A 21532-nucleotide genomic window follows, 5' to 3' on the forward strand; every position below is an offset into this window, starting at 1 on the left:
GTGATTGCTGATGTGCCCGGCCCCGGGGCGAAACCCGGCCGCCAGGACACACATCGGACCAGGCTAACCGCTGAGGCGGTGCCGGACCAAAACGGTGCCGGGGCGGAGGCTCTCGCCCCGCCCCGGCACCGGAGACCTGTGGGTCAGTTCTTCTGGATCTGGTCGAAGGAGAGCTCGACCGGGGTCTCCCGGCCGAAGATCTCCACCAGGCCCTTGACCTTCTTCGAGTCGGGGTTGATCTCGTTGATGGTCGCCTGCAGGGTGGCGAACGGACCGTCGGTGACGGTGACCGAGTCGCCGACCTCGAAGTCCAGCACCTGCACCTCGACCGGGCGCACCGGCGAGGCCTTGCCGGCCTCCTTGGCGGCGGCGCGCTCCACGTCGGGGGCGAGCATCTTGACGACCTCGTCCAGGGTCAGCGGGTACGGGTCGTAGGCGTTGCCGACGAAGCCGGTGACACCGGGGGTGTTGCGCACGACGCCCCAGGACTCCGGGGTGAGGTCCATCCGGACCAGCACGTAGCCGGGGAGCTTGTTCTGCCGGATGGTCTTGCGGTCGCCGTTCTTGATCTGGACGACCTCCTCCTGCGGAACCTGGGACTCGAAGATGTAGTCCTCGACGTTCAGCGAGACGGAGCGCTGCTCCAGGTTCTGCTTCACCCGGTTCTCGTAGCCGGCGTAGGTGTGGATGACGTACCACTCGCCGGGGGCGCGGCGCAGCTGCTCGCGGAACTCGGCGACCGGGTCGCTCTCGACCTCCTCGGCGGGCTCCTCCGCAGCCTCCTCGGCCTCCGCCTCGGTGGGGGCCTCCTCGGCCGCGGCCTCGGTCTCGTCCACCTCGTGCACGGCGGCGGCCTCGGCCGGCTCGCCCGCCTCCAACTCGTCGGCGGCCTCGACCTCGTCCTCCTCGGCGTCCGCCTCGGCCACGATTTCCTCAGCGGCCTCGGCATCGGCAGCCTCGGCCGCGTCCAGCTCGGCGGCGACATCCGCCTCGCGGACGGTCTCGTCGGCGTCGTACAGGGGGGACTCAGACACGGTCGCTGCTTCTTTCCTGGTTGTGGAACGGATACCTCAACAGTACCGACTCAACGGTAGTCGCCCGCTGTCCTTCGCGCCGACAGCTCGACCCGGGCCGAAGGATTCGGCCCGGGTCGGGGTGAGGTATGCGGTGCGGGGCCTGCGGGCCCCTGCGGAGTCCGGCCGGATCGGGCGTCAGCCGAAGATCCAGAAGGCACCCTTGGCGAAGACCCAGTCGAGGCCGGCGACGACCAGCATCAGCACGATCACGAAGGTCACCACGACGGTGGTGTACTGGATCAGCTGGCTGCGGGAGGGCCAGACCACCTTGCGGAGCTCGGCGATGATCTGGCGGTAGAAGATCGCCGCCCGGGCGAACAGGCCCTTCTTGGCCCGCTTGCCGGACTTCTTGCCGCCCTCGCCGTCGGCGGACTTGTTCGCCCGTCGACGCTCGCGGCGGGAGAGCTTGCCGCCCTCGGTGGTGGTCTCGTCCGCGGCGCCTTCGGTCCCCTCGGGGTTGCCGCTCTCAGGCGTTGCGGTGGAGCCCGTGGTCTCCGTCACTCGTCCTCACCTGAATCCGGGTCCTGCGGAGGTCCGTGCCTGGTGCACGGGCGATCCGGCGAAAGCTGTGCTTGGGTGGGGCCCTCTCCGCATCAAGCCCGCTCGCTCTGCGGAGCGAACGGGCTTGTCACGGATCAAGCAGCAGGGCACGAGGGACTCGAACCCCCAACCGCCGGTTTTGGAGACCGGTGCTCTACCAATTGAGCTAGTGCCCTACGGAGCCTCGCGGTTCCGCTGCGGCCCCCAACCTACCGCATCCCGTCGGCCGTGTGGTGTACCCGGCCGAAGGAACCGCACTTCGGAAGCCATCGAGCAGTGAGTGTACGGGTTCTTCGCCGATTGGTCGAACCTCATTCACCGAGATCCACATTCGCCGACTTTCGACGCCGTCCGCCCGAGATCCTCCGGCTTCGATCGCCTTCCGCCCGAGATCGTCCGGGTCGGCGACGCGGCCGCTGGAACGCCCCGGAGCGCCCGCCGGAACCGCGATGACCGGCGCCCGTGCGGTCTGGGAGCATTCAGGCATGAGCGCACCCACCCCCGAGAACGTCCCCCCCGCGAACCGCCGGGTCTCCGCCCGGGTCGGCGCCATCGCCGAGTCCGCCACCCTCGCCGTCGACGCCAAGGCCAAGGCCCTCAAGGCCGCCGGGCGCCCGGTGATCGGCTTCGGCGCCGGCGAGCCCGACTTCCCGACCCCCGGCTACATCGTGGACGCCGCCGTGGCCGCCTGCCAGGACCCGGCGAACCACCGCTACACCCCGGCCGGCGGCCTGCCGGAGCTGAAGGCCGCGATCGCCGCCAAGACGCTGCGCGACTCCGGCTACCAGGTGGACGCCTCGCAGGTGCTGGTGACCAACGGCGGCAAGCAGGCGATCTACAACGCCTTCGCCGCGATCCTCGACCCGGGCGACGAGGTGATCATCCCGGCCCCGTACTGGACCACCTACCCGGAGGCCGTGAAGCTGGCCGGCGGCACGCCCGTCGAGGTCGTCTCGGACGAGACCACCGGCTACAAGGTCTCGGTGGAGCAGCTGGAGGCCGCCCGCACCGCGCACACCAAGGTGGTGCTGTTCGTCTCGCCGTCCAACCCGACCGGCGCGGTGTACACCGAGGCCGAGGCCGAGGCGATCGGCCGCTGGGCGCTGGAGCACGGCCTGTGGGTGCTCACCGACGAGATCTACGAGCACCTGGTGTACGGCGACGCGACCTTCACCTCGCTGCCGGCCCTGCTGCCCGAGCTGGCCGACAAGTGCGTCGTGGTCAACGGCGTGGCCAAGACCTACGCGATGACCGGCTGGCGGGTGGGCTGGCTGATCGGCCCCAAGGACGTCGTCAACGCGGCCGCCAACCTGCAGTCGCACGCCACCTCGAACGTCTCCAACGTGGCGCAGCGCGCGGCGCTGGCCGCCGTCTCCGGCGACCTGGCCGCGGTGGACGAGATGAAGACCGCGTTCGACCGCCGCCGCCGCACCATCGTGGCGATGCTGAACGAGATCGACGGCGTGCTCTGCCCCGAGCCGGAGGGCGCGTTCTACGTGTACCCGTCGGTGAAGGACCTGCTGGGCAAGGAGATCCGCGGCAAGCGCCCGCAGAGCTCCGCCGAGCTGGCCGCGCTGATCCTGGACGAGGCCGAGGTCGCGGTCGTCCCCGGCGAGGCCTTCGGCACCCCGGGCTACCTGCGGCTGTCCTACGCGCTGGGCGACGCCGACCTGGTCGAGGGCGTCAGCCGGCTGCAGAAGCTGCTCGCCGAGGCCCGCGACTGACCCGCCGTCACGGCCGCCCCCCGCACCTCACCCCTTCGGGCGATGTGCGGGGGGCGGTTCCTGTTCCGGGGGGTTTTGCGGCAGGATCGGTGAATGGATCGCCTGCGTGATGTCCGGGGCCTGCCGAAGGCCCATCTGCACCTGCACTTCACCGGTTCGATGCGCCCCGCGACGCTGCTCGAACTCGCCGACAAGCACGGCATCCGGCTGCCCGAGGCGCTCAGCTCCGAGCATCCGCCCAAACTCCGGGCCACCGACGAACGCGGCTGGTTCCGGTTCCAGCGGCTCTACGACACCGCGCGCTCCTGCCTGCGCGACGAGTCCGACATCCGCCGGCTGGTCCGGGAGACCGCCGAGGACGAGCGCGCCGACGGCTCGCGCTGGCTGGAGATCCAGGTCGACCCGACCTCGTACGCGCCGCTGCTCGGCGGCCTGATCCCGACCCTGGAGCTGGTCCTGGACGCCGTCCGGGAGGCGTCCGAGGCCACCGGCGTCGGCATCCGGGTGCTGGTCGCCGCCAACCGGATGAAGTCCCCGATGGACGCCCGGACGCTGGCCCGGCTCGCCGTCCGGTACGCCGACCGGGGGGTCGTCGGCTTCGGCCTGTCCAACGACGAGCGCCGGGGCCTGGCCCGGGACTTCGACCGGGCCTTCGCGATCGCCCGCAACGGCGGCCTGATCGCCGCCCCGCACGGCGGCGAGCTCGCCGGGCCCGGGTCCGTCCGCGACTGCCTGGACGACCTGGGCGCCACCCGGATCGGCCACGGCGTGCGCGCCGCCGAGGACCCGCGGCTGCTCCAGCGCCTCGCCGACCGCCAGGTGACCTGCGAGGTCTGCCCCGCCTCGAACGTCGCCCTGGGCGTCTACGACAGCCCCGAGCAGGTCCCGCTGCGGACGCTCTTCGAGGCCGGCGTGCCGCTCGCCCTCGGCGCGGACGACCCACTGCTGTTCGGCTCCCGGCTCGCCGACCAGTACACCCTGGCCCGCGAGTCGCACGCCTTCACCGACCCCGAGCTGGCCGAACTCGCCCGCCAGTCGATCCGCTCCTCGCAGGCCCCGAGCACGTGGTGAAGGAACTGCTGGGCGAGGTCGACGCCTGGCTGGCGGCGGAGCCCGCCTAGGGCCCACCCGCCCGCGGGCTCAGAGGCTGACGCCGACCATCACCGGCTCGTTCACCAGCTCCACGCCGAACGCCGCGCGCACGCCGTCCCGCACCTCGCGGGCCAGCGCGAGCAGGTCCTCGGTGGTCGCCGAGCCCCGGTTGGTCAGGGCCAGGGTGTGCTTGGTGGAGAGGGTGGCCGGGCCGCTGCCGTGGCCCTTGCGGAAGCCCGCATTGTCGATCAGCCAGGCCGCGGAGGTCTTGACGCGGCCCTCCCCGGCCGGGTAGCTCGGCGCCCGCAGGTCGCCCAACCGGGCGGTGAACGCGGCGAACTGATCGTCCGTCAGGATCGGGTTGGTGAAGAACGAGCCCGCCGACCAGGTGTCGTGGTCGGCGGCGTCCAGCACCATGCCCTTGCCCTTGCGCAGCCGCAGCACCTCGGCGTGGGCGTCGCCCAGCTTCACCCGCTGCCCCGGCTCGACGCCCATCGAACGGGCCACCTCGGCGTACTTCACCGGCGAGGACAGCCCGCCCTCGTCCGCGAGCCGGAAGCGCACCCGCAGCACCACGTACCGCTCCGGGTCCGCCTTGAAGCGGCTGTGCCGGTACGAGAAGGCGCAGTCCGCGTTGGCCAGCGTGACGGTCTCGCCCAGCAGGCGGTCGTAGGCGTCCACCTCGGTGACGGTCTCGGCGACCTCCTGCCCGTACGCCCCGACGTTCTGCACCGGGGTGGCCCCGGCCGAGCCCGGGATGCCGGCCAGGAACTCGATCCCGGCCAGCCCGGCGGCGACGGTGCGGGCCACCGCGTCCGACCAGACCTCGCCGGCGGCCAGCTCCAGCAGCGTCCCGTCCAGGGCGAAGCCCTCGGTGGCGATCCGCAGCACCGTCCCCGGGAAGCCGGCGTCCCCGATCACCAGGTTCGAGCCGCCGCCCAGCACCAGCAGCGGCTCCCCGGCCTGGTCGGCCGCGCGCACGGCGGCCACCACCTCGGCGTCCGTCCGGGCCGTCACCAGCCGCCGCGCCGGTCCGCCCAGCCGCAGCGTCGTCAACGGGGCCAGCGGCGCATCCATCTCCTCGATCACCGCCCCAGCGTAAGCCAAGCCCCGCCCCCGCCCGGCTCCTCCGGGCCGACCGGGGAGCCGGGGGCTAGCCGTCCGCCGCCAACCGCCGCTCGGCCTCGGTCCACCCCGGCTCGGCCGCCGTCTCCGCCTCCCAGGTGGCGAACGCGGAGTGGGCCATCGCGGGGCGCAGCGCGGTCATCGCCCGCCGGTGGGTCTCGGAGCGGACGAACGCGGCGAGCGTCTCGGGGTCGCTCCAGCTGGAGAGCACCCAGAAGGTGCGGCGCAGGGGCGCGGCGCGCAGGCCGACGCCGAGCGCGCCGGGGGCCCGGCGGGCCTGGTCGCGGACCTTCAGGGACTGCCGCAGGAAGCCGGGGACGTGCCGCAGGCCGCGGACCCGGAGTTCGGCGGCCATCACCACGGGCCGCTCCGGCGGCTGCTGCGCGGCGGGCCCCGGCGTCCAGGGGAGTGTCATGGCGATCACGGTGGTTCCTCCTCGTCGGTGCGGTGCGTTGCGGTGCGGTGCGGTGCGGGGGGCTCGGGGGCTCGGGGACGCCGGGTCAGGACCGGCCGGCCGGGACGGCCGCGGGCCGCTCCCCGGTGGCGGTCCGCACCGTCCGCCCGTCCCGCCGCCGCGGGATGAGCGCCGCGGCGACCGCGCCGGCCCCGATCGCGGCGGCGCCGACCAGCAGCGCGGCGGTGAGCCCGTCGGTGAAGGCCGCGGTGCTGCCGTAGCCGCCCCGGGCGGAGAACACCGCGGACAGCACGGCCACCCCGAGCGCGCCGCCGACCTCGCGCATGGCGTTGTTCGCGCCGGAGGCGATGCCCTGTTCGGCGGGGCGGACGCTGGCCATCACCAGGTTGGCGGTGGGGGCGAAGTACAGGGACATCCCGACGCCGCAGACCATCAGGACCGGCACCTGCTGCCCGTACCCGGCGGAGTGCCGGGCGAGCAGGGCGATGCCGAGCAGGCCGAGGGCCTGGAGGACGAGTCCGGTGACGACGATGGGGCGGCCGCCGATCCGGTCGGTGAGGAGTCCGGCGACCGGGGCGACCAGCAGCGGCATGGCCGTCCACGGGAGCATCCGGACGCCGGCCTGTTCGGCGGTGTAGCCGTTGACGCCCTGGAAGTACTGGCTGATCAGGAAGATCGAGCCGAACATGCCGAGGTACATCAGCAGGCTGGCGGCGTTGACGGCGCTGAACGCCCGGCTGCGGAACAGCCGCATCGGGAGCATCGGCTGCGGGGCCCGGCGGATCTCGTACCCGACGAAGGCGGCCAGCAGCAGGGTGCCGGCGGCCAGCGCGGTGAGGACCAGCGGGTCGGTCCAGCCGTCGGGGTTGCCGCGGACCAGGCCGAGGACGAGGCCGAACAGTCCGGCGCTGACCAGCGCGGTGCCGGGCAGGTCGAGGCGGCGGTCCGCGCTGCGGCTCTCGCCGAGCACGGCGCGGGCCAGCGGCAGCAGCACCAGGCCGACCGGGACGTTCACCCAGAAGATCCACTGCCAGGAGAAGTGCTCGGTGAGGCTGCCGCCGATCAGCGGCCCGGTGGCGACGGCCAGCCCGGCGACGCCGGACCAGATGCCGAAGGCCGTTCCGCGTCTGGCGGCGGGCACCGCGACGGTCAGCAGGGTCAGGGTGAGCGGCACCATGACCGCCGCGCCGGCGCCCTGCACGGCGCGGGCCGCGATCAGCGCGCCCATGGTCGGGGCGAGCGCGGCGGAGGCCGAGCCGAGGGTGAAGACGGCGAGCCCGGCGACGAACATCCGGCGGCGGCCGAAGCGGTCGCCGAGGGCCGCGCCGAGCATCAGCAGGACGGCGAAGGTCAGGGTGTACGCGCTGACCGTCCACTCCAGGTCGGCGAGGGCGCCGCCCAGGTCGGTGCGGATCGCGGGGAGTGCGGTGGTGACCACCAGGTTGTCGAGTCCGGCCATGAAGCTCGCCACGCTGACGACCACCAGGGTCCAGACGGCTTGCCTGTTCACGTGTGGTTCCCCCAAAGGTTGTGATTGATCAATAACTTTTGTGGGCCGAAAAAAGGGCGCGCCGCCGTCCGGACGGAGCGCCTCAGTCCTGCTTCCCGGCCCGCTTCCCGGCCTGCTTCTCGCCGAGCTCGTCGAACCCCGACCAGATCGGGTGCTCCCCCGGGTACCCGAGGGCCACCAGGGTGTTGATCAGCATGCCGTGCGCCATGAACTCGGTGGCCAGCGCCCGGTCGCCGATCCGCTCCCGGATTCGCTCGAACAGCCGCAGCCAGCCCGCGCGGGCCGTCTCGCCGACGCCCTCCTCGCCGGCCGACTCCGCCGCGAACACCGAGACGTAGATCTGCATCTGCATCATGACCTGCTCCCGGTCCTCGACCAGGCTCAGGTACGCCTCGCCCATCGCGTCGCAGGCCGCCTCCCCCGTCAGGCCCTCCGACGCCCGGTCGAAGATCCCCCAGGTCTGCTCGATGCAGTGCTCGGCCGCGGCCTCGAAGATCGCCTGCTTGTTGGGGAAGAGCCGGAACAGGTACGGCTGCGAGACGCCCACCCGGCGGGCGATCGCCTCGGTGGACGTCCCCCGGTACCCGCCCCGGGCGAACTCCACCATGGCCGCCCGGACGACGCTCTCGCGCCGCTCCTCGGCGGACATCCGGATGCTGTTCCTGGCCACACCCACAGATTAGTGATTGGCCAATAACTTTGGCAAGCGGGCGGGTGGGCGCAGACCGACCGGACTGGTGTCCGGGCGGACCGGCAGGGCCCGCCGGGGGCCCTGCCGGGAGCGCCTCAGCCCAGCCGGACGACCGCGCGGGCCATGCCGAGCACCTTCTGGCCCGCGCTGGTCGCGACCAGGTCGACCCGGACCCGGTTGTCCTCCAGCAGCGCGGCCACCTTCGCGGTGACCTCGACGGTGGCGCCGACGCCGTCGTTGGGGACGATCACGGGCTTGGTGAACCGGACGCCGTACTCGACGACGGCGGCCGGGTCGCCGACCCAGTCGGTGACCACCCGGGCGGCCTCAGCCATGGTGAACATGCCGTGCGCGATCACGTCCGGGAGGCCGACCTCCAGGGCGAACTTCTCGTTCCAGTGGATCGGGTTGAAGTCCCCGGAGGCTCCGGCGTACTGCACCAGCGTCGCCCGGGTGACCGGGAACGACCGCGCCGGCAGCTCGGTGCCGACCTGGACCTCGTCAAAGCGGACCGCCACGGTCACTCCTCCCCGGCTTCGTCGGCGGCGCGCGCCACCAGCGTCATGGTCGACGTCACGACGTGCTCGCCGCTGGCGTCGTCCACCTCGCCGCGGACGGTCAGCACGTCGTTGCCCGCCAGCGACTTGATCGCGTCGATGGTCACGGTGACCGAGAGCCGGTCGCCGGCCCGCACCGGGCGGGTGTAGGCGAACTTCTGGTCGCCGTGCACGACCCGGCTGTAGTCGAGGCCGAGTTCGGGGTCGTTGACCACCTGCGCCGCGGCCCGGAAGGTCAGCATGAAGGGGAAGGTCGGCGGGGCGATCACGTCCGGGTGGCCGAGCGACTTGGCGGCCTCCGCGTCGGTGTACGCCGGGTTGGCGTCACCGATCGCGACGGCGAACTCGCGGATCTTCTCGCGGCCCACCTCGTACGGTTCGGTGGGCGGGTAGGTCCGCCCGATGAACGAGGGGTCGAGCGGCATGGGCAACTCCTCCGGTCGTACGGCCGGCCCGACGTCCGGCCCGTTCATGCGGGGCATGCGGGGCATGCAGAAATGACTCCAGGCCGCTCCCCGTGGTGGGGTGCGGCCTGGAGTCGAGGCAAAGTCAGCGGGTTTCGCGGTGCGCCGTGTGAGAGTTGCAACGCGGGCAGTGCTTCTTCATCTCAAGACGGTCCGGGTCGTTGCGTCGGTTCTTCTTGGTGATGTAGTTCCGCTCCTTGCACTCCACGCAGGCCAGCGTGATCTTCGGGCGGACGTCGGTGGCAGCCACGGGAGTGCCTTCCTGGGACAACGAATAAGAACACAGACAAGAGTAGCCGATCGGGAGTGACCCCCCGATCGACTACGCGGAGTAGCGGTGACCGGACTTGAACCGGTGACACAGCGATTATGAGCCGCTTGCTCTACCAACTGAGCTACACCGCTTTGATGATCGGAACCCCGCCGGGGCGGGGAGCTTCTCACCAGAGCCCCCATGCGGAATCGAACCGCAGACCTTCTCCTTACCATGGAGACGCTCTACCGACTGAGCTATAGGGGCGAACGAGGAAGAGATTACACGGTTCCGGGCCAGAGGTGAAATCCGTATCCGCGGTGGATCTCCGCAGGTCGGCGGGCCCGCACTGACGGGCCGTCACCCGACACCCGTTCGGCCTCCGCCGCAACCGGAGCCCGCCCGGCCCGCCCCGACACGTCCCGACACGGCAGGGCGGCCCGCATCCACCGGTCCCCGCCGGGTCCGGCCTAGGCTCGACCGTCAGTGATCTCTCACGTGGCCCCTCGCGGCCGCACGGGTGCGCCGCGGGTCGGCCGCCCCGCACCGGGCCCCCGAGGCCGCCGAGCGGTCAACGGGACTGGAGGAGCGGGCCGATGAGCGAACAGGGCGAGGAACCCCAGCCGCCCCCGTCCGCCAACCCGCTCGGGCACGGGCCGGTCCTGCTGCTCGCCGGGGCCCGGCTGCTGGACGGGCGGGTGGTCGACGTCCGGATCAGCGGGGACCGGATCCAGGAGGTCGGCGCGACCGGCAGCCTCGGGCCGCTGCCCGCGATGCCCGGGCAGCCGACGGTCACCACCGGCGCCCGGATCGACCTGTCCGGCTACCTGCTGCTGCCCGCCCCCGCCGAGCCGCACGGACACTACGACAGCGCGCTTCACGCCGGGCCGCCCGAACCGGCCGGGGACGGCCCGGCCGAACTGGTCCGCCGGACCACCGAGTCCGCGCTGACCTCGCTCGGCTACGGGGCCACCGCCCAGCGCACCCACGTCCGGATCGGCGGCGGGCACGGGCTGCGCCGGCTGGAGGCCGTACTGACCGCGCGCCAGTCGCTGCGCGGGCTGGCCGAGCTCCAGGCGGTGGCGATGCCCCGGCTGCTCACCGGCCGGGCCGGGGCGGACGGGCGGGCCCTGCTGCGGGACGCCCTCAAGCTCGGCGCGGACGCGGCGGGCGGCTGCCCCGACCTCGACCCGGACCCGGTCGGCTACGCCCGGGTCCTGCTGGACGCCGCGGCCGAGGCGGACTGCCCGGTCGACCTGCACACCGCCGCCGCCGACCCGACCCGACTCGCCCGCCTGGTCGCCGCGCTGGCCCCGCACCTGCCCCGGGTCACGCTCGGCCCGTGCAGCGCGCTGCCGCCCGGCGGCGCGGGCCTGCTGGCCGGCGCCGGCGTCCGGGTGGTCTGCCTGCCGCAGAACGGCGGCTGCACCGGCCTCGACGATCCGCCGACCGGCCTGCGCCCGTCCCTGGTCCGGGAGTTGTCCCAGGCCCGGGTCGCCCTCGCGGCCGGCGCCGGAGCCCTGCGCGACACCTCCAATCCGGTCGGCCGGGCCGACCCGCTGGACGCCGCCCGCCTCCTCGCCGCGAGCGGCGCCCTCTCCCCCGAAGCCGCCTACGACGCCGTCTCCGCCCAGGCCCGCACCACCCTCGGCCTCCCCCCCGTCCGGGTCGACGCCGGCTTCCCCGCCGAACTCCTCGCCGTCCGCGGCGACAACCTGACCAGTGCCCTCACCGCCGGCCACTCCCGCCTGGTCGTCCACTGCGGCCGCATCGTCTCCCGCACCAGCGCCGTCCGCGAGTTCGCCGACACCGTCACCCTCGCCCTCCCCCGCCAGAACCACCCGGGCTGACCCGCCGGGCCTCCCGCCCGGACCCCGGACAGCGAGCGCCGGGCCCCCTGGACAACGAAGAAGCCCCCGGGCTGCGTCTCCGCAGCCCGGGGGCTTCTCCACTATCCGGTGGCTGGTGCAGGGTTCGAACCTGCGTAGCTTGCGCGACAGATTTACAGTCTGCTCCCTTTGGCCGCTCGGGCAACCAGCCAGGGACGGTGTCTTGCGGGGTGGTGCCCCGTTCGACGTCGTAAACGATACCCGATGGTGGGGGGTGGTCCGCCACTCGGTTCCGTCACGTCGCGATCAAGGTCGGCGCGCGGCTGGTGCGGGCGGGGGCGCGGGGCGCTGGATAGGCTGGGGCGTCGCCCGCCGGTGGCGGGTGGCGTGACCGTGCAGCCTGTAGTGCAAGGAGACCAACACCCATGGCCGACTCCAGTTTCGACATCGTCTCGAAGGTCGAGTGGCAGGAGGTCGACAACGCGATCAACCAGACCTCCCGCGAGATCGCCACCCGGTTCGACTTCAAGAACGTGGGCGCCGAGATCAAGCGGTCCGGCGAGAAGATCGAGATGAAGGCCAACGGCGAGGAGCGGGTCCGGGCGATCCTGGACGTGCTGCAGACCAAGTTCGTCAAGCGCGGGCTGTCGCTGAAGGCGCTGGACGCGGCGGAGCCGCAGCTGTCCGGCAAGGAGTACAAGATTTTCGCCGACGTGAAGGAAGGCATCACCACCGAGGACGCCAAGAAGGTGGCGAAGATCATCCGCGACGAGGGCCCGAAGGGCGTCAAGGCGCAGGTCCAGGGCGACGAGCTGCGGGTCAGCTCGAAGTCGCGGGACGACCTGCAGACCGTGCAGACGCTGCTCAAGGGCAAGGACCTGGAGTTCGCGATCCAGTTCGTCAACTATCGCTAGCAGACCCCACTCACCTGCGGAAACATTAGCTTCTCGGCCGGGAGGGCGCATCGAGGGCACAAGCTGAATCAACTCCGATCGGCGCGCCTTGATGCGCCCTCCCCATCATGGGAGGTTTTGGTCTGCCGATGAGGTGGCCCCGCGGCTCTATGCTGCCCGACGAGTCGCTTGTTGGGCAGCACCCTGTTGGACTACAGCCTCACTGGCCAGGTCATGAGGGGGCTCAACCGCAGCATCCACTTCAACCGGGTAGCAGATGGGGCAGCGAGCGCTCGCGGCAGCGGTCGATTGAGAGTGAGTTCACGACCACAAGCTCAGTCCTTCATCGTTGTGCGGCAGTCCGCACCCAAGTACTACGATGAGCGCCGTGCAGCAGTTGCGACCGAGTACCACACCACAGGGCGAAGCTTGGCTGTCGAACTTCCGGCCATCGGATGCTGCGCACGCGCAACTCCTCATCGACAGCCTCCACTTCGTGTCATCCACTTCGTTTCGTCAGCGCCTCTCGGAGCATCTGCACGCCTTACTTGGTGACCCGTCGCGCGTGCCTGGCCCTGCCGCCCTATACAGCATCCACTCCTGTGGGCAGAGCGAAACGATGTTCATCGATGAGGTGGCACCCGTGGTACCGGTCACGGGGGGCAGCGAACTTATCGTCCAGAACATCCTACGCTCGACGGAGCAAGCGTTCGATACGCGGGTGGTGTCGCGTCAGAGCTGGGAGCTGGAGCTCCTGCGGGCTAGGCGCGTGCGCAGTTTGGTGTTCGTGTCTGACTACGCCGGCTCGGGCAATGAGGCCATCAGCTACGCAAAGGCATGGCTCCGGAATCCCACGATCCGCAGTTGGCGCTCACTCAAACTCATCAGGCTCCACCTAGTGCTGTTCGCCGCGTCGACCACTGCACTCAGGCGGCTTACCTCGAGCCGACTGTACGACGCTCTACATGTTCTCCACAGCGGCATGGACTTCGAGTCCTCCTCGTGGGAACCAGCACAGCGCGAAGCGGTCAGATCCATCTGCAAAAAGTATGCGGCTGCCAGCGAGGGCGGACTGGGATGGGACGACAGCGAGGGCCTTCTCGTGTTCGATCACACCACTCCCAATAATCTGCCAGACATCGTACGCCAGACGAAGGGCCGCGCCCAGTCTGGAAAGAAATGGGTCCCTTTCTTCAAGCATCGTTCACCAGCGCTCGACCTAATGGGTGCCCTGGCGGACTACCGGCCGGTCCAAAATCGACAATTGCAGCTCCAGTCCGTCCGACAGCACCGCTTGGCGGCGGCGAGCAGCCTGCGGAGTATGAACCGGCCCGAACTCGAGTTGCTCGTTGATCTGCTAGCTCATGCCGCCGGAAGACGACGCCACCCCGAACAGCTGGCACCTGCACTGCGCGTTCCCATCCCGACAGCTGTGGTGCTCACCCAACTGGCTCAGCGTCTAGGCCTGCTGGACGAGGAGCGGCGGCTCACCGACTTGGGCTGGCAGGAACTGCGCAAAGCGAAGACGAAGCCTCGACAAGTCACTGGCGGTTTGCGAAGCAACAACGAGCCCTACTATCCTCAGGCGCTCAGGGGGAGTCGGTAACGCCTAGAGCATCGGCGAGTTCATCGCCGAGTCAGCGGCCCGCTCAATACGCGGGTCAGGCTGTGGCCCTGGCCGCAGCTGTGATCAAGCTGTCGATCGCCTGGAACTTGGAACGCGGCGTGCCCTACGTGGGACTGGCGCCGCGTCCCAAGGCCCTCGCGGGATACACCGAAGGTAGGCCGTCATCGACTCCCCCGCCACCTATCGAAGGCAGGGCTTGGCCGCCGGCATCGAGCCGGCGGTGCTGGATGAAGCACTGCGGCAGATCAAACGAGCCGAAAGCTACTCGGTCACGCCCGTCCTGACCTTGCGTCACCTCGCACACCTGACGGGCACGGAGTTCCCTTATCTGCGCGGGATCATTCAGCGGCAGTTAGACCCTTATTCCGAGTTCTCGCGACCCAAGCGGGAGCCTGGCAGGGTCCGAATCATCGCCTCACCGAACCCAGTCCTGATGGACATCCAGCGATGGCTCCTCGCTCACATCTTCGAGAACATCCACCCCCACCGGGCCAGCTTCGCCTACCAGCGAGGTCGATCCGCTGTGCAGTGCGCCGAAGCGCACCTCGGTGCCACCTGGCTGTTGAAGTTCGACCTGCACGATTTCTTCCATTCCATCAGCGAGCGGGAGGTATACGGAGTCCTGCGGGCGGTCGGCTACAACAGGCTCGTCGCCTTCGAAATCTCGCGCATCTGTACCCGGCTCCCGCAGCAGTGGGCCCGCGACGCCTGGTGGCGGTACCCGACTATTCGCTCCTACAACGGGAACCGTCCCGGGTTCCTTCCCCAGGGCGCACCGACCAGCGGAGCGGTGGCAAACCTCGTAGCCCGGCCCCTAGATGACCGGCTGTGGGAGGTCGCCGAAAACCACGGCCTGACCTATACCCGATACGCCGACGACCTGACCTTCTCGGCGCTTCACAGCCTCGACCGCACCACGGTGACCCGCTGCGTATCGGACATCACCCAAGCGGTCTACCAGTCTCATTTCCAGGTGCACCGTAAGAAGACCCGCATCGTGCCGCCCGGCCAGCGAAAGCTTGTCTTGGGCCTGCTCGTGGACGGCGACCGGCTGCGGATCCCGATTCCGACCCGGAAGCGAATTGAGGGCCACATCCGCGGTGTCGCCACCTTCGGTCTCGTCGCTCACGTCGAACACGCAGCCTTCAGCTCGCTCGGGGGCTTCGTCAGACACGTCGACGGTCTGCTCCGCTATGCGCGGGGCGTCGACCGAGATTGGTCGGAACCACTGGCCAGGCGCTGGGAGGAGATCCTGTCGGCGGAGGGCATCACCGCTCTCGACCGGCAGCAGTGGTAGTCCCCCACACCCCATCCGGCTAGGGCGCATATTCTGTTGTGATCATTCTGGAAATTTACCCTCTCGGCGCGGCCTGATCCGGTGGACCGTGTTCCGTGACGCGAGTGGAACTTTCCGATGCAGAGCGGGAGTTCATCGAGCCGTACCTGCCGATCGGTGAGTACGGCCCATATCCCGAGCGACTGCGCCGGCAGTTCGAGGGCGTGATCTGGCACTTCAAGACCGGTAGCCAGTGGCGTGAGATGCCCAGGGAGTTCGGTGCCTGGTCGACCGTCCACAACCGGTTCCGGCAGTGGAGGGACGCCGGCGTCTTCGAGTCTCTGCTGGAGGGCGCGATCGCGGAAGCCGCCGAGCGCGGCGAGGTGGACTTGTCCCTGGTCAGTGTGGACTCCACCACCGTCCGGGCCCATCACGACGCTGCCGGGATGCACCTGGAGCCTGACGCCCTGGCCGCCTTGGAGAAAGCCGCCGAGGAGGCGGACAAGGCCCGGCAAAAGGGGGCGGCCTGCAGAAACAGGACGGGCACGACGACCCGGAACGGGAAGAGCGGCGGCGCGTCCGACGCCGGCGCAGGCTCCGCTTGAAGGCAGCCCTACTCGGACGTTCCAGGGGCGGGCAGAGCAGCAAGGTCCACATCGCCGGGGAGCGAAAGTGCCGCCCGCCGGCCTTCGTCCTGACCGGGGGCCAGGCCGCCGACAGCCCGCAGTTCATCACCATGCTGAAGAGGATTCGTGTCCGCTGGCCCGTCGGCCGTCCCCGCACCCGGCCCGAAGCGGTCGCCGGGGACAAGGCCTACTCGTCCCGCGGCAACTGCTCTCACCTGCGTAAACGCCATATCAAGGCCGTCATCCCGGAGAAGGTCGACCAAGCCGCCAACCACAAGAAGAAGGGCCGCAAGGGCGGTCGGCCCGTCAGCCACGACGCCGAGCTCTACAAGGACCGGAACACCGTCGAGCGCCTGATCAACAAGATGAAGGCCTGGCGAGGCATAGCTACGCGCTACGACAAGACCCCGACGAGCTATCTCGCCGGCCTCCACCTTCGAGGCGTGATGATCTGGATCAAGGACCTCACCAGAACCACCACTTGATCACGACCAAATACGCGCCCTAGCCACAATACCGGTGATTTAGGTTGTTTTCCGGCTGGTTGAGGTCGCTCGGGTCGGCCCGACCAGCCGGACCATCGGGATGTCGGGTCGCGGTGAGCTGCGGTGCTCGGTGCGTTTGAGTGCCCAGTTGGACATCTTGCGTTTGATCACGCGGGGGTTGGAGCGCAACCGCCGTGCGGGCAGCAGTCGTTCGGCGATCTCACTCAGGCTCTGGGCGATGGCCCGGGCGAGTCGGGAGGGGGGAAAGCGCCGCCTGCCCGGTGACGTGGCGGCGGACGATGCGAAGGGTACGGGTGAACGAGATCCGGTCCGGGTCGTGTCCGCCCTTGAGGGCGGCCTGGTGCATCAGGTCCCGCAACGCATGGTGGACCAGCAGGAACGCGAAGATCTCCTGCTCGATGCCGGACGGGTGCTGTGAACGGAGCACGAGGCGTGGCCCACCCTGGTGGTTCTTGATCTCGTCCAGGACGTTCTCGATCTCCCATCGCTGGGCATACAGGGCGGCGAGCTCGTCGGCCGGTGCCTGAACAGGGTCGAGGACGGTGGTGATCAGCCGGTAGACGGTGCCGTTGCGGCCGAGACCGTACTCGATCACACGGACCCGTTCGGGGTCCGTGCGGCGGTAGTTGTCCCGTGCGGCGACGATCTCCGACAGGTAGGAACCGTCCGCGAGAGTCTCGATCACGGGCAGCACGACGAAGCTGCGGACCCGCCACAACAGGTCGGCACCGGTCGCCTTCGCGGTCCGCCACAGGTCGAAGCCGCAAAATCCCCGGTCCGCCAGGACGAGCATGCCCTCGGTCAGGGCGGGGAACAGCCGCGTGGCCAAAGCGGTCTCGTGAAGCGCCAGAGGGCCGACCTCGGCCGCGAACACGGCGTGGGTGCCGCACTCGGCCAGGGCCGCCACCCTCACCTGCGGATACGCACTGCGGCCCTGCCCGCGGCTGGTTCCCGGACGCCCGAAGAACTCCGCATTCGCCACCGTGTCCGGCACATCGAAGACGGTGCCGTCCACCGCGATCAGCCGCCAGCGCCGATACCAGGCGCCCTGCGTCCCGGCGACCGCGACCGGCCGGCAGACCCGCCCGAACAGGACCCGCAACGGCTCAGGGCCCAACCGCAGCCGGGCCCGGCCGATCGCCGCCGTCGTCGGTACCCGCCAAGCGGTCGCCCATCGGCCCTCCCGCTCGAGGCCCTGAACGAGGAGCCGGGCCACCTCCTCATAGCCCTGACCGAAGAACAGGCACATCGCCAGGACGAAATAGACCACAACCCGCGCGGGAAGCAGCCGCGTACGCTGCTCGACCCGACCGCACTCGGCGACGACCTCATCGACCAACTCGGGCGGGAAGGCCCGCGTCAGCACCCCCAACGCGATCCGATCCGAGAGCCGGTCACTCGTCGGCGACTTCAACTGTCCAGGCCTTGGCACAACCCACTCAACGACCGAACCACACCAAAGTCACCGGTATTGGCCCTAGCCAGCATCCCTGTCGGACCAGCTTGAGGAGCGCCTCCATGAACAACCGTCACCTCGCCCGTCCTGTCGTGCGCACCCTTCGGGCCATCACCCGTCCTCCGGCCACCGCCACGGTGGTGCATCTGCTATTCACCATCGCCATTCGGGTCATAACGGATGGCCTGACGCGCCGCTGACTTCTCCCGTTCTGCTGCGGCGGGCATGAGGCCACGCGTTCATGGGTGTCATAGCTCGGTTTGTAGCCCGGCACGACAGGACCTGCTGGGGCACATCCAGGGCACATGCGGGCGGAAAACGGCGCTGACCAGTGAAAACTCGTGACATAAGTTTTCCCAGGTCAGCGCGGCGCTCGTGCAGTTCGTCAACTACCGCTGAACCTGCCGAGCGGCGGGACGGGCCACCAGGGAGGGCGTACCGGGGACGGTGCGCCCTCCTGGCGTTCGCGGTGCGCGCAGGAGGCGTCGGGCGGGGCCGGGTCAGTCCTCGGCGGGGCGGCGGCGGTGGGTGTCGAGGGCCGCGGTGATCGCCGGGGCGGTGGTGTCGGTGGCGCCGAGGGCGCGCAGGACGCGGTCGAGCGGGGCGCCGTCGGCGGGGGCGAGCGGGCCGAGGGTGATCCGGCCGTCGTACCAGAGCGCGGCGCGGCGTCCGGCGGGGTGCTCCTCGTCGATCTCGGCGTAGGCGATCGGGGCGGACTTGGACCAGCCGGCGATCCGCAGGGCGAATCCGGAGGGGAACCGCTTGAAGCCGAAGTCCGGTGCGTTGGACGGGTGTTGGAGGGCGTCGTGGAGTTCGTCGGTCATCGGCACCAGCGCGAGGCCGTGCGGCAGGGGCGCGCTGCGCGCGAGCGGGACTTCGGCCGCGACCACCGCGATCAGTTCCGCGGTGGCGACCAACGCGTTCAGTTCGTATGACACCGCCCCATTCTCCGCCAGAGAAGTCATCAGGTCAGGAAAACAATCGAACTGACTATCCATCCGATATGCCGAACCTCGGCCGCACCGGCCCCGACCTGCCGGAACGCCCGTCCCGGAGGTCGGTTCCGAAAACCGTTCGCGGGCGCTCGGCGACGTGCGCGCGCCCGTCGGTACGGCAGAGTGGGTGGGGTGACCCGTACTCCGCCGCAGCGCCCGGCCAACGGCGCCAAGCCCACGCCCGAACAGCTCGCCGCCGCCCAGGACACCAGCATCGAGGACGTGGCCGCGCCCGGCCTGCGGGTGCTGTTCTGCGGGATCAACCCCGGCCTGTGGTCGGGCGCCACCGGCCGGCACTTCGCCCGGCCGGGCAACCGGTTCTGGCCCGCCCTGCACCGCTCCGGCTTCACGCCCCGGCAGCTGCGGCCGGACGAGCAGCAGGAGCTGCTCGGGCTCGGGCTGGGGATCACCAACGTGGTGGCCCGGACCACCGCGAAGGCGGCCGAGCTGACCGCCGAGGAGTACCTGGCGGGCGGACGGGCGCTGGAGGCCCGGGTGCGGCGGCTGCGCCCGCGCGCGCTGGCGGTGCTCGGGATCGGGGCGTACCGGGCGGCGTTCGGCCGGCCGCGGGCGGCGGTCGGGCCGCAGCCGGAGCCGATCGGCGACACCGAGGTGTGGCTGCTGCCGAACCCGAGCGGGCTGAACGCGCACTACACGCTGGACGGGATCGCGGCCGAGTTCCGGGCCCTGCGCGAGCACCTGGAGCGGACCGACGGGCGAACGGACGGGCGAACGGGCGGGTGAACGGACGGGTGATCGGGCGGGTGATCGAGCGGGCCGGCCGCCGGGCCGGACCCCGTCACTCCGCCAGGAGCAGGTCCTCGAAGCGGGCGCGCTCGCGCACCACGTACGCGGCGTCGGAGAGGTACATCAGGTGGTGCCCGTCGGCCAGGTGCGCGGCGAACGCGGCGCTCCCGGCGGCGGCTTCGGCCCGCATGTGCGCCACCAGGGCGTGCAGCCGGGCCTCGATCGCGTCCACCAGGCCCTCCCGGTCGGCCCGGCCGAGGCCGTACGCGTCGCAGAACTCCCGTACCCGGCGGGCCTGTTCGTCCGGGGTTCCGAAGCCGTCGGCGTTGCCGGGCGCGGTGGTGGGCGCCCAGCGGTAGACCGCGTGGGCGACGTCCCACAGCCGGGGGCCGGGGTGGGCGGTGTCGAAGTCGATGACGCCGACCACCCGTTCGCCGTCCAGCACGCAGTTGTGCGGGGCGTAGTCGCCGTGGCAGACCACCTCGACCGGCTCCCGGGCGGGCAGCATCCAGCCCTCGGCGCGGTAGCCCGCCGTGGCGTCGTGGTACCGCCGCAGCAGCCGGGCGGCGTCGAGCAGCGCGGTGCGGGAGGCGGAGGCCGGGGTGGCCGGGTAGTTCGGCACCTCGCCGGGCAGGAAGTCCAGGACCTCCCGCCCGTCCTCGGCGATCCCGTGGAACTCCGGCCCCGCCGTGAACCCGGCCGCCCGCAGGTGCGCCAGCAGCCCGTGCACGGCCGGTGACCACGGCCCGGTCGGCCGCAGCACCCGGTCGCCCCGGCGCTCGACCCGGTTGACCCCGCCCGCCATGATCTCGCCCGGCGCGTTCTCGCCGTCCGCCACGTGCCGCTCCTCGTCCGCCGCCCTGCCCCGACCGGACGGTTCTACCCCGCCGGGCGCCGGGACGCGAACCCTTTCCGACCGGCCGGGGCCGAGCCGCCGCAGCGCAGTCGGCGGAGCACCGGTCAGCGGGCGCCGAAGCCCTGGTCGGTGGAGACGATGTCGCGGCCGAGCGGGGTCAGCGAGACCGGGACCATCTTGAGGTTGGCCCAGCCGAACGGGATGCCGATGATCGACAGGAACAGCGGGATGCTGGTGACGATGTGCCCGAGCGCCAGCCACCAGCCCGCGAGCACCAGCCAGATCACGTTGCCCACGCAGGAGGGGGCCCCGGCGTCGGCGCGGACCACGGTGGTGCGGCCGAAGGGCCAGAGCATGAAGCCCGCGAGGCGGAAGGACGCGATGCCGAACGGGATCGTGACGATCAGGACGAAGCAGACGATCCCGGCGACCGCGTAGCCGATCGCCATCCACAGGCCGCAGAACAACAGCCAGATCACGTTGAGCAGGAAGTTGATCAGCTTCATGCCTCCAGGCTCGCACACCGGGGCCGGAAGGGGCAGGTGGCGGATCGGCCTTGTGGCAGGGGTGTGACGGACGGGGCCCGGGGCGGACCACGAGGCGGGTCGCGGGGCGGCGCGCGGAGCGGCCGGGAACGGCGTGCGGCCCGCCCCGGGGTCGGGACGGGCCGCACGCCGCTGCGCCGAACGGGGGTCAGGTGAGCAGCTTGTCCTTGGCCCGCTGGTACTCCTCTTCGGTCAGCGCGCCGCTGTTCTTGAGGTCGGCCAGCCGCGCCAGGTCCGCCACGTGCCCGCCCGGGGAGCCCGCGGAGGGGGCCGGGCCGCCGCCGGTGCCGGCCGCCTTGCGGACGTACTCCTGGAAGGCGGCGTCGGCCTGCTTGGCCTGGGCGAGGTCGCGTTCGTGCATGGAGCCGCCGCGGACGATCAGGTAGAGCAGCACGCCCAGGAAGGGCAGCAGGATCACCAGGATCGTCCAGGCCGCCTTGGCGCCGCCGCCCATGTCGTGGCTGCGGAAGATGTCCGTGATGATCTTGAACAGCAGGAAGAACCAGAGGATCCAGAGGAACAGCTCCAGCATCGTCCAGAAGATGTTGAGCAGCGGATAGTTGTCCATGACGCTCCGATCCCGCGCGCGGTCAGACCGAACGCCCCCGCCCGTCGGACGGCACGGGGACGAAACGATTCGTACCACCGCGAAACGGACGCCGCACCCGGGGCGGACCGCCGGTGCGACGCCGTGACGACGCCGACGCGGCCCCGACGCGGCCCCGGCGC

General features: G+C 70.9%; 21 protein-coding genes, 4 tRNA genes and 2 pseudogenes. 9 read left to right on the top strand and 18 right to left on the bottom strand.

Going from position 1 to position 21532, the window contains the following annotated elements:
• Positions 1–143: 143 nt before the first annotated feature.
• From nusG to QMQ26_RS14920, 3 genes are all read right to left on the bottom strand, one after another.
• Positions 144–1034 carry a transcription termination/antitermination protein NusG gene (gene nusG, locus QMQ26_RS14910; RefSeq protein WP_404814125.1) on the bottom strand — a complete coding sequence of 297 codons (891 nt, stop codon included), beginning with the start codon at positions 1032–1034 and terminating at the stop codon, positions 144–146.
• Positions 1035–1211: 177 nt separating this feature from the next.
• Positions 1212–1577, bottom strand: coding sequence for a preprotein translocase subunit SecE (gene secE / locus QMQ26_RS14915; protein WP_282205992.1), 366 nt, complete (start codon positions 1575–1577; stop codon positions 1212–1214).
• 142 nt (positions 1578–1719) lie between these two features.
• Positions 1720–1792, bottom strand: a tRNA-Trp gene (locus QMQ26_RS14920).
• A 309-nt stretch (positions 1793–2101) separates the two neighbouring features.
• Here QMQ26_RS14920 and QMQ26_RS14925 point away from each other — a divergent pair.
• A complete protein-coding gene (locus tag QMQ26_RS14925) occupies positions 2102–3340 on the top strand; it encodes a pyridoxal phosphate-dependent aminotransferase (protein WP_100837795.1) in 1239 nt (412 codons plus the stop codon).
• Positions 3341–3433: 93 nt separating this feature from the next.
• Positions 3434–4461, top strand: a pseudogene (locus QMQ26_RS14930) (adenosine deaminase).
• 19 nt (positions 4462–4480) lie between these two features.
• Here QMQ26_RS14930 and QMQ26_RS14935 read toward each other — a convergent pair.
• The 9 genes from QMQ26_RS14935 to QMQ26_RS14975 all read right to left on the bottom strand — a co-directional run bounded on the left by QMQ26_RS14935 (position 4481) and on the right by QMQ26_RS14975 (position 9714).
• Positions 4481–5518, bottom strand: a complete 1038-nt coding sequence (locus QMQ26_RS14935) for a UDP-N-acetylmuramate dehydrogenase (protein ID WP_282206525.1) — start codon at positions 5516–5518, stop codon at positions 4481–4483.
• Positions 5519–5585: 67 nt separating this feature from the next.
• Positions 5586–5981: a DUF3291 domain-containing protein gene (locus QMQ26_RS14940; RefSeq protein WP_404814126.1), complete on the bottom strand. Its 396-nt coding sequence runs from the start codon at positions 5979–5981 to the stop codon at positions 5586–5588.
• 76 nt (positions 5982–6057) lie between these two features.
• Entirely contained in the window at positions 6058–7431 is a 1374-nt protein-coding gene (locus QMQ26_RS14945; RefSeq protein ID WP_404814179.1) for an MFS transporter, read from the bottom strand.
• 133 nt (positions 7432–7564) lie between these two features.
• Entirely contained in the window at positions 7565–8131 is a 567-nt protein-coding gene (locus tag QMQ26_RS14950) for a TetR/AcrR family transcriptional regulator (protein WP_282206527.1), read from the bottom strand.
• 137 nt (positions 8132–8268) lie between these two features.
• Complete coding sequence (locus tag QMQ26_RS14955; protein ID WP_100837791.1) at positions 8269–8697, bottom strand: MaoC family dehydratase; 429 nt, start codon at positions 8695–8697, stop codon at positions 8269–8271.
• Complete coding sequence (locus tag QMQ26_RS14960) at positions 8694–9155, bottom strand: MaoC family dehydratase N-terminal domain-containing protein (protein WP_100837790.1); 462 nt, start codon at positions 9153–9155, stop codon at positions 8694–8696. The genes QMQ26_RS14955 and QMQ26_RS14960 overlap by 4 nt, the downstream gene beginning before the upstream one ends.
• Before the next feature lie 124 nt (positions 9156–9279).
• The gene (gene rpmG / locus QMQ26_RS14965; RefSeq protein ID WP_006604855.1) at positions 9280–9444 is read right to left on the bottom strand and encodes a 50S ribosomal protein L33; all 165 of its coding nucleotides are present in this window, start codon (positions 9442–9444) and stop codon (positions 9280–9282) included.
• A gap of 82 nt (positions 9445–9526) precedes the next feature.
• Positions 9527–9599 (bottom strand) — tRNA-Met (locus QMQ26_RS14970).
• A gap of 42 nt (positions 9600–9641) precedes the next feature.
• Positions 9642–9714: transfer RNA gene (locus tag QMQ26_RS14975), tRNA-Thr, on the bottom strand.
• Between the two features lie 329 nt (positions 9715–10043).
• Here QMQ26_RS14975 and QMQ26_RS14980 point away from each other — a divergent pair.
• Complete coding sequence (locus QMQ26_RS14980; protein ID WP_282205993.1) at positions 10044–11297, top strand: amidohydrolase family protein; 1254 nt, start codon at positions 10044–10046, stop codon at positions 11295–11297.
• Positions 11298–11406: 109 nt separating this feature from the next.
• Here QMQ26_RS14980 and QMQ26_RS14985 read toward each other — a convergent pair.
• Positions 11407–11487: transfer RNA gene (locus QMQ26_RS14985), tRNA-Tyr, on the bottom strand.
• A gap of 214 nt (positions 11488–11701) precedes the next feature.
• On the opposite strand from QMQ26_RS14985, the gene QMQ26_RS14990 reads away from it, so the two are divergent.
• The 4 genes and pseudogenes from QMQ26_RS14990 (at position 11702) to QMQ26_RS15005 (ending at position 16183) form a co-directional block, all read left to right on the top strand.
• Entirely contained in the window at positions 11702–12190 is a 489-nt protein-coding gene (locus tag QMQ26_RS14990) for a YajQ family cyclic di-GMP-binding protein (protein WP_100837775.1), read from the top strand.
• A 367-nt stretch (positions 12191–12557) separates the two neighbouring features.
• A complete protein-coding gene (locus tag QMQ26_RS14995; RefSeq protein ID WP_282205994.1) occupies positions 12558–13775 on the top strand; it encodes a phosphoribosyltransferase-like protein in 1218 nt (405 codons plus the stop codon).
• 217 nt (positions 13776–13992) lie between these two features.
• Positions 13993–15093: a reverse transcriptase family protein gene (locus QMQ26_RS15000; protein WP_282205995.1), complete on the top strand. Its 1101-nt coding sequence runs from the start codon at positions 13993–13995 to the stop codon at positions 15091–15093.
• A gap of 95 nt (positions 15094–15188) precedes the next feature.
• A pseudogene (locus QMQ26_RS15005) lies at positions 15189–16183 on the top strand (IS5 family transposase).
• 220 nt (positions 16184–16403) lie between these two features.
• Here the strand turns inward: QMQ26_RS15005 and QMQ26_RS15010 are convergent.
• Complete coding sequence (locus tag QMQ26_RS15010) at positions 16404–17636, bottom strand: IS4 family transposase (protein WP_282204618.1); 1233 nt, start codon at positions 17634–17636, stop codon at positions 16404–16406.
• Between the two features lie 86 nt (positions 17637–17722).
• Here QMQ26_RS15010 and QMQ26_RS15015 point away from each other — a divergent pair, with 86 nt between their 5' ends.
• Complete coding sequence (locus QMQ26_RS15015) at positions 17723–17860, top strand: hypothetical protein (protein ID WP_282205996.1); 138 nt, start codon at positions 17723–17725, stop codon at positions 17858–17860.
• Between the two features lie 300 nt (positions 17861–18160).
• Here QMQ26_RS15015 and QMQ26_RS15020 read toward each other — a convergent pair whose 3' ends face one another.
• On the bottom strand, positions 18161–18598 hold the full coding sequence (locus QMQ26_RS15020) for a hypothetical protein (RefSeq protein WP_111554886.1): 438 nt from the start codon (positions 18596–18598) through the stop codon (positions 18161–18163).
• A 189-nt stretch (positions 18599–18787) separates the two neighbouring features.
• On the opposite strand from QMQ26_RS15020, the gene mug reads away from it, so the two are divergent.
• Complete coding sequence (gene mug, locus QMQ26_RS15025) at positions 18788–19399, top strand: G/U mismatch-specific DNA glycosylase (RefSeq protein WP_282205997.1); 612 nt, start codon at positions 18788–18790, stop codon at positions 19397–19399.
• Between the two features lie 55 nt (positions 19400–19454).
• Here the strand turns inward: mug and QMQ26_RS15030 are convergent, their stop codons facing one another.
• From QMQ26_RS15030 to QMQ26_RS15040, 3 genes are all read right to left on the bottom strand, one after another.
• On the bottom strand, positions 19455–20240 hold the full coding sequence (locus QMQ26_RS15030; RefSeq protein ID WP_282205998.1) for a phosphotransferase enzyme family protein: 786 nt from the start codon (positions 20238–20240) through the stop codon (positions 19455–19457).
• A gap of 122 nt (positions 20241–20362) precedes the next feature.
• Entirely contained in the window at positions 20363–20764 is a 402-nt protein-coding gene (locus QMQ26_RS15035) for a YccF domain-containing protein (protein WP_100837772.1), read from the bottom strand.
• A gap of 187 nt (positions 20765–20951) precedes the next feature.
• Complete coding sequence (locus QMQ26_RS15040) at positions 20952–21371, bottom strand: SHOCT domain-containing protein (protein ID WP_282205999.1); 420 nt, start codon at positions 21369–21371, stop codon at positions 20952–20954.
• Positions 21372–21532: the final 161 nt, after the last annotated feature.

Origin of the sequence: Kitasatospora fiedleri (assembly GCF_948472415.1) — a bacterium.
Classification (GTDB): Bacteria; Actinomycetota; Actinomycetes; order Streptomycetales; family Streptomycetaceae; genus Kitasatospora; species Kitasatospora fiedleri.

Coding starts and splice junctions, on each gene's coding strand:
- QMQ26_RS15040 (WP_282205999.1), bottom strand. CDS start 21,371: ATGGACAACTATCCGCTGCTCAACATCTTCTGGACGATGCTGGAGCTG.
- QMQ26_RS15035 (WP_100837772.1), bottom strand. CDS start 20,764: ATGAAGCTGATCAACTTCCTGCTCAACGTGATCTGGCTGTTGTTCTGC.
- QMQ26_RS14960 (WP_100837790.1), bottom strand. CDS start 9,155: ATGCCGCTCGACCCCTCGTTCATCGGGCGGACCTACCCGCCCACCGAA.
- QMQ26_RS14945 (WP_404814179.1), bottom strand. CDS start 7,431: ATGGCCGGACTCGACAACCTGGTGGTCACCACCGCACTCCCCGCGATC.
- QMQ26_RS15015 (WP_282205996.1), top strand. CDS start 17,723: ATGAACAACCGTCACCTCGCCCGTCCTGTCGTGCGCACCCTTCGGGCC.
- QMQ26_RS14925 (WP_100837795.1), top strand. CDS start 2,102: ATGAGCGCACCCACCCCCGAGAACGTCCCCCCCGCGAACCGCCGGGTC.
- QMQ26_RS14990 (WP_100837775.1), top strand. CDS start 11,702: ATGGCCGACTCCAGTTTCGACATCGTCTCGAAGGTCGAGTGGCAGGAG.
- QMQ26_RS14950 (WP_282206527.1), bottom strand. CDS start 8,131: ATGTCCGCCGAGGAGCGGCGCGAGAGCGTCGTCCGGGCGGCCATGGTG.
- QMQ26_RS14980 (WP_282205993.1), top strand. CDS start 10,044: ATGAGCGAACAGGGCGAGGAACCCCAGCCGCCCCCGTCCGCCAACCCG.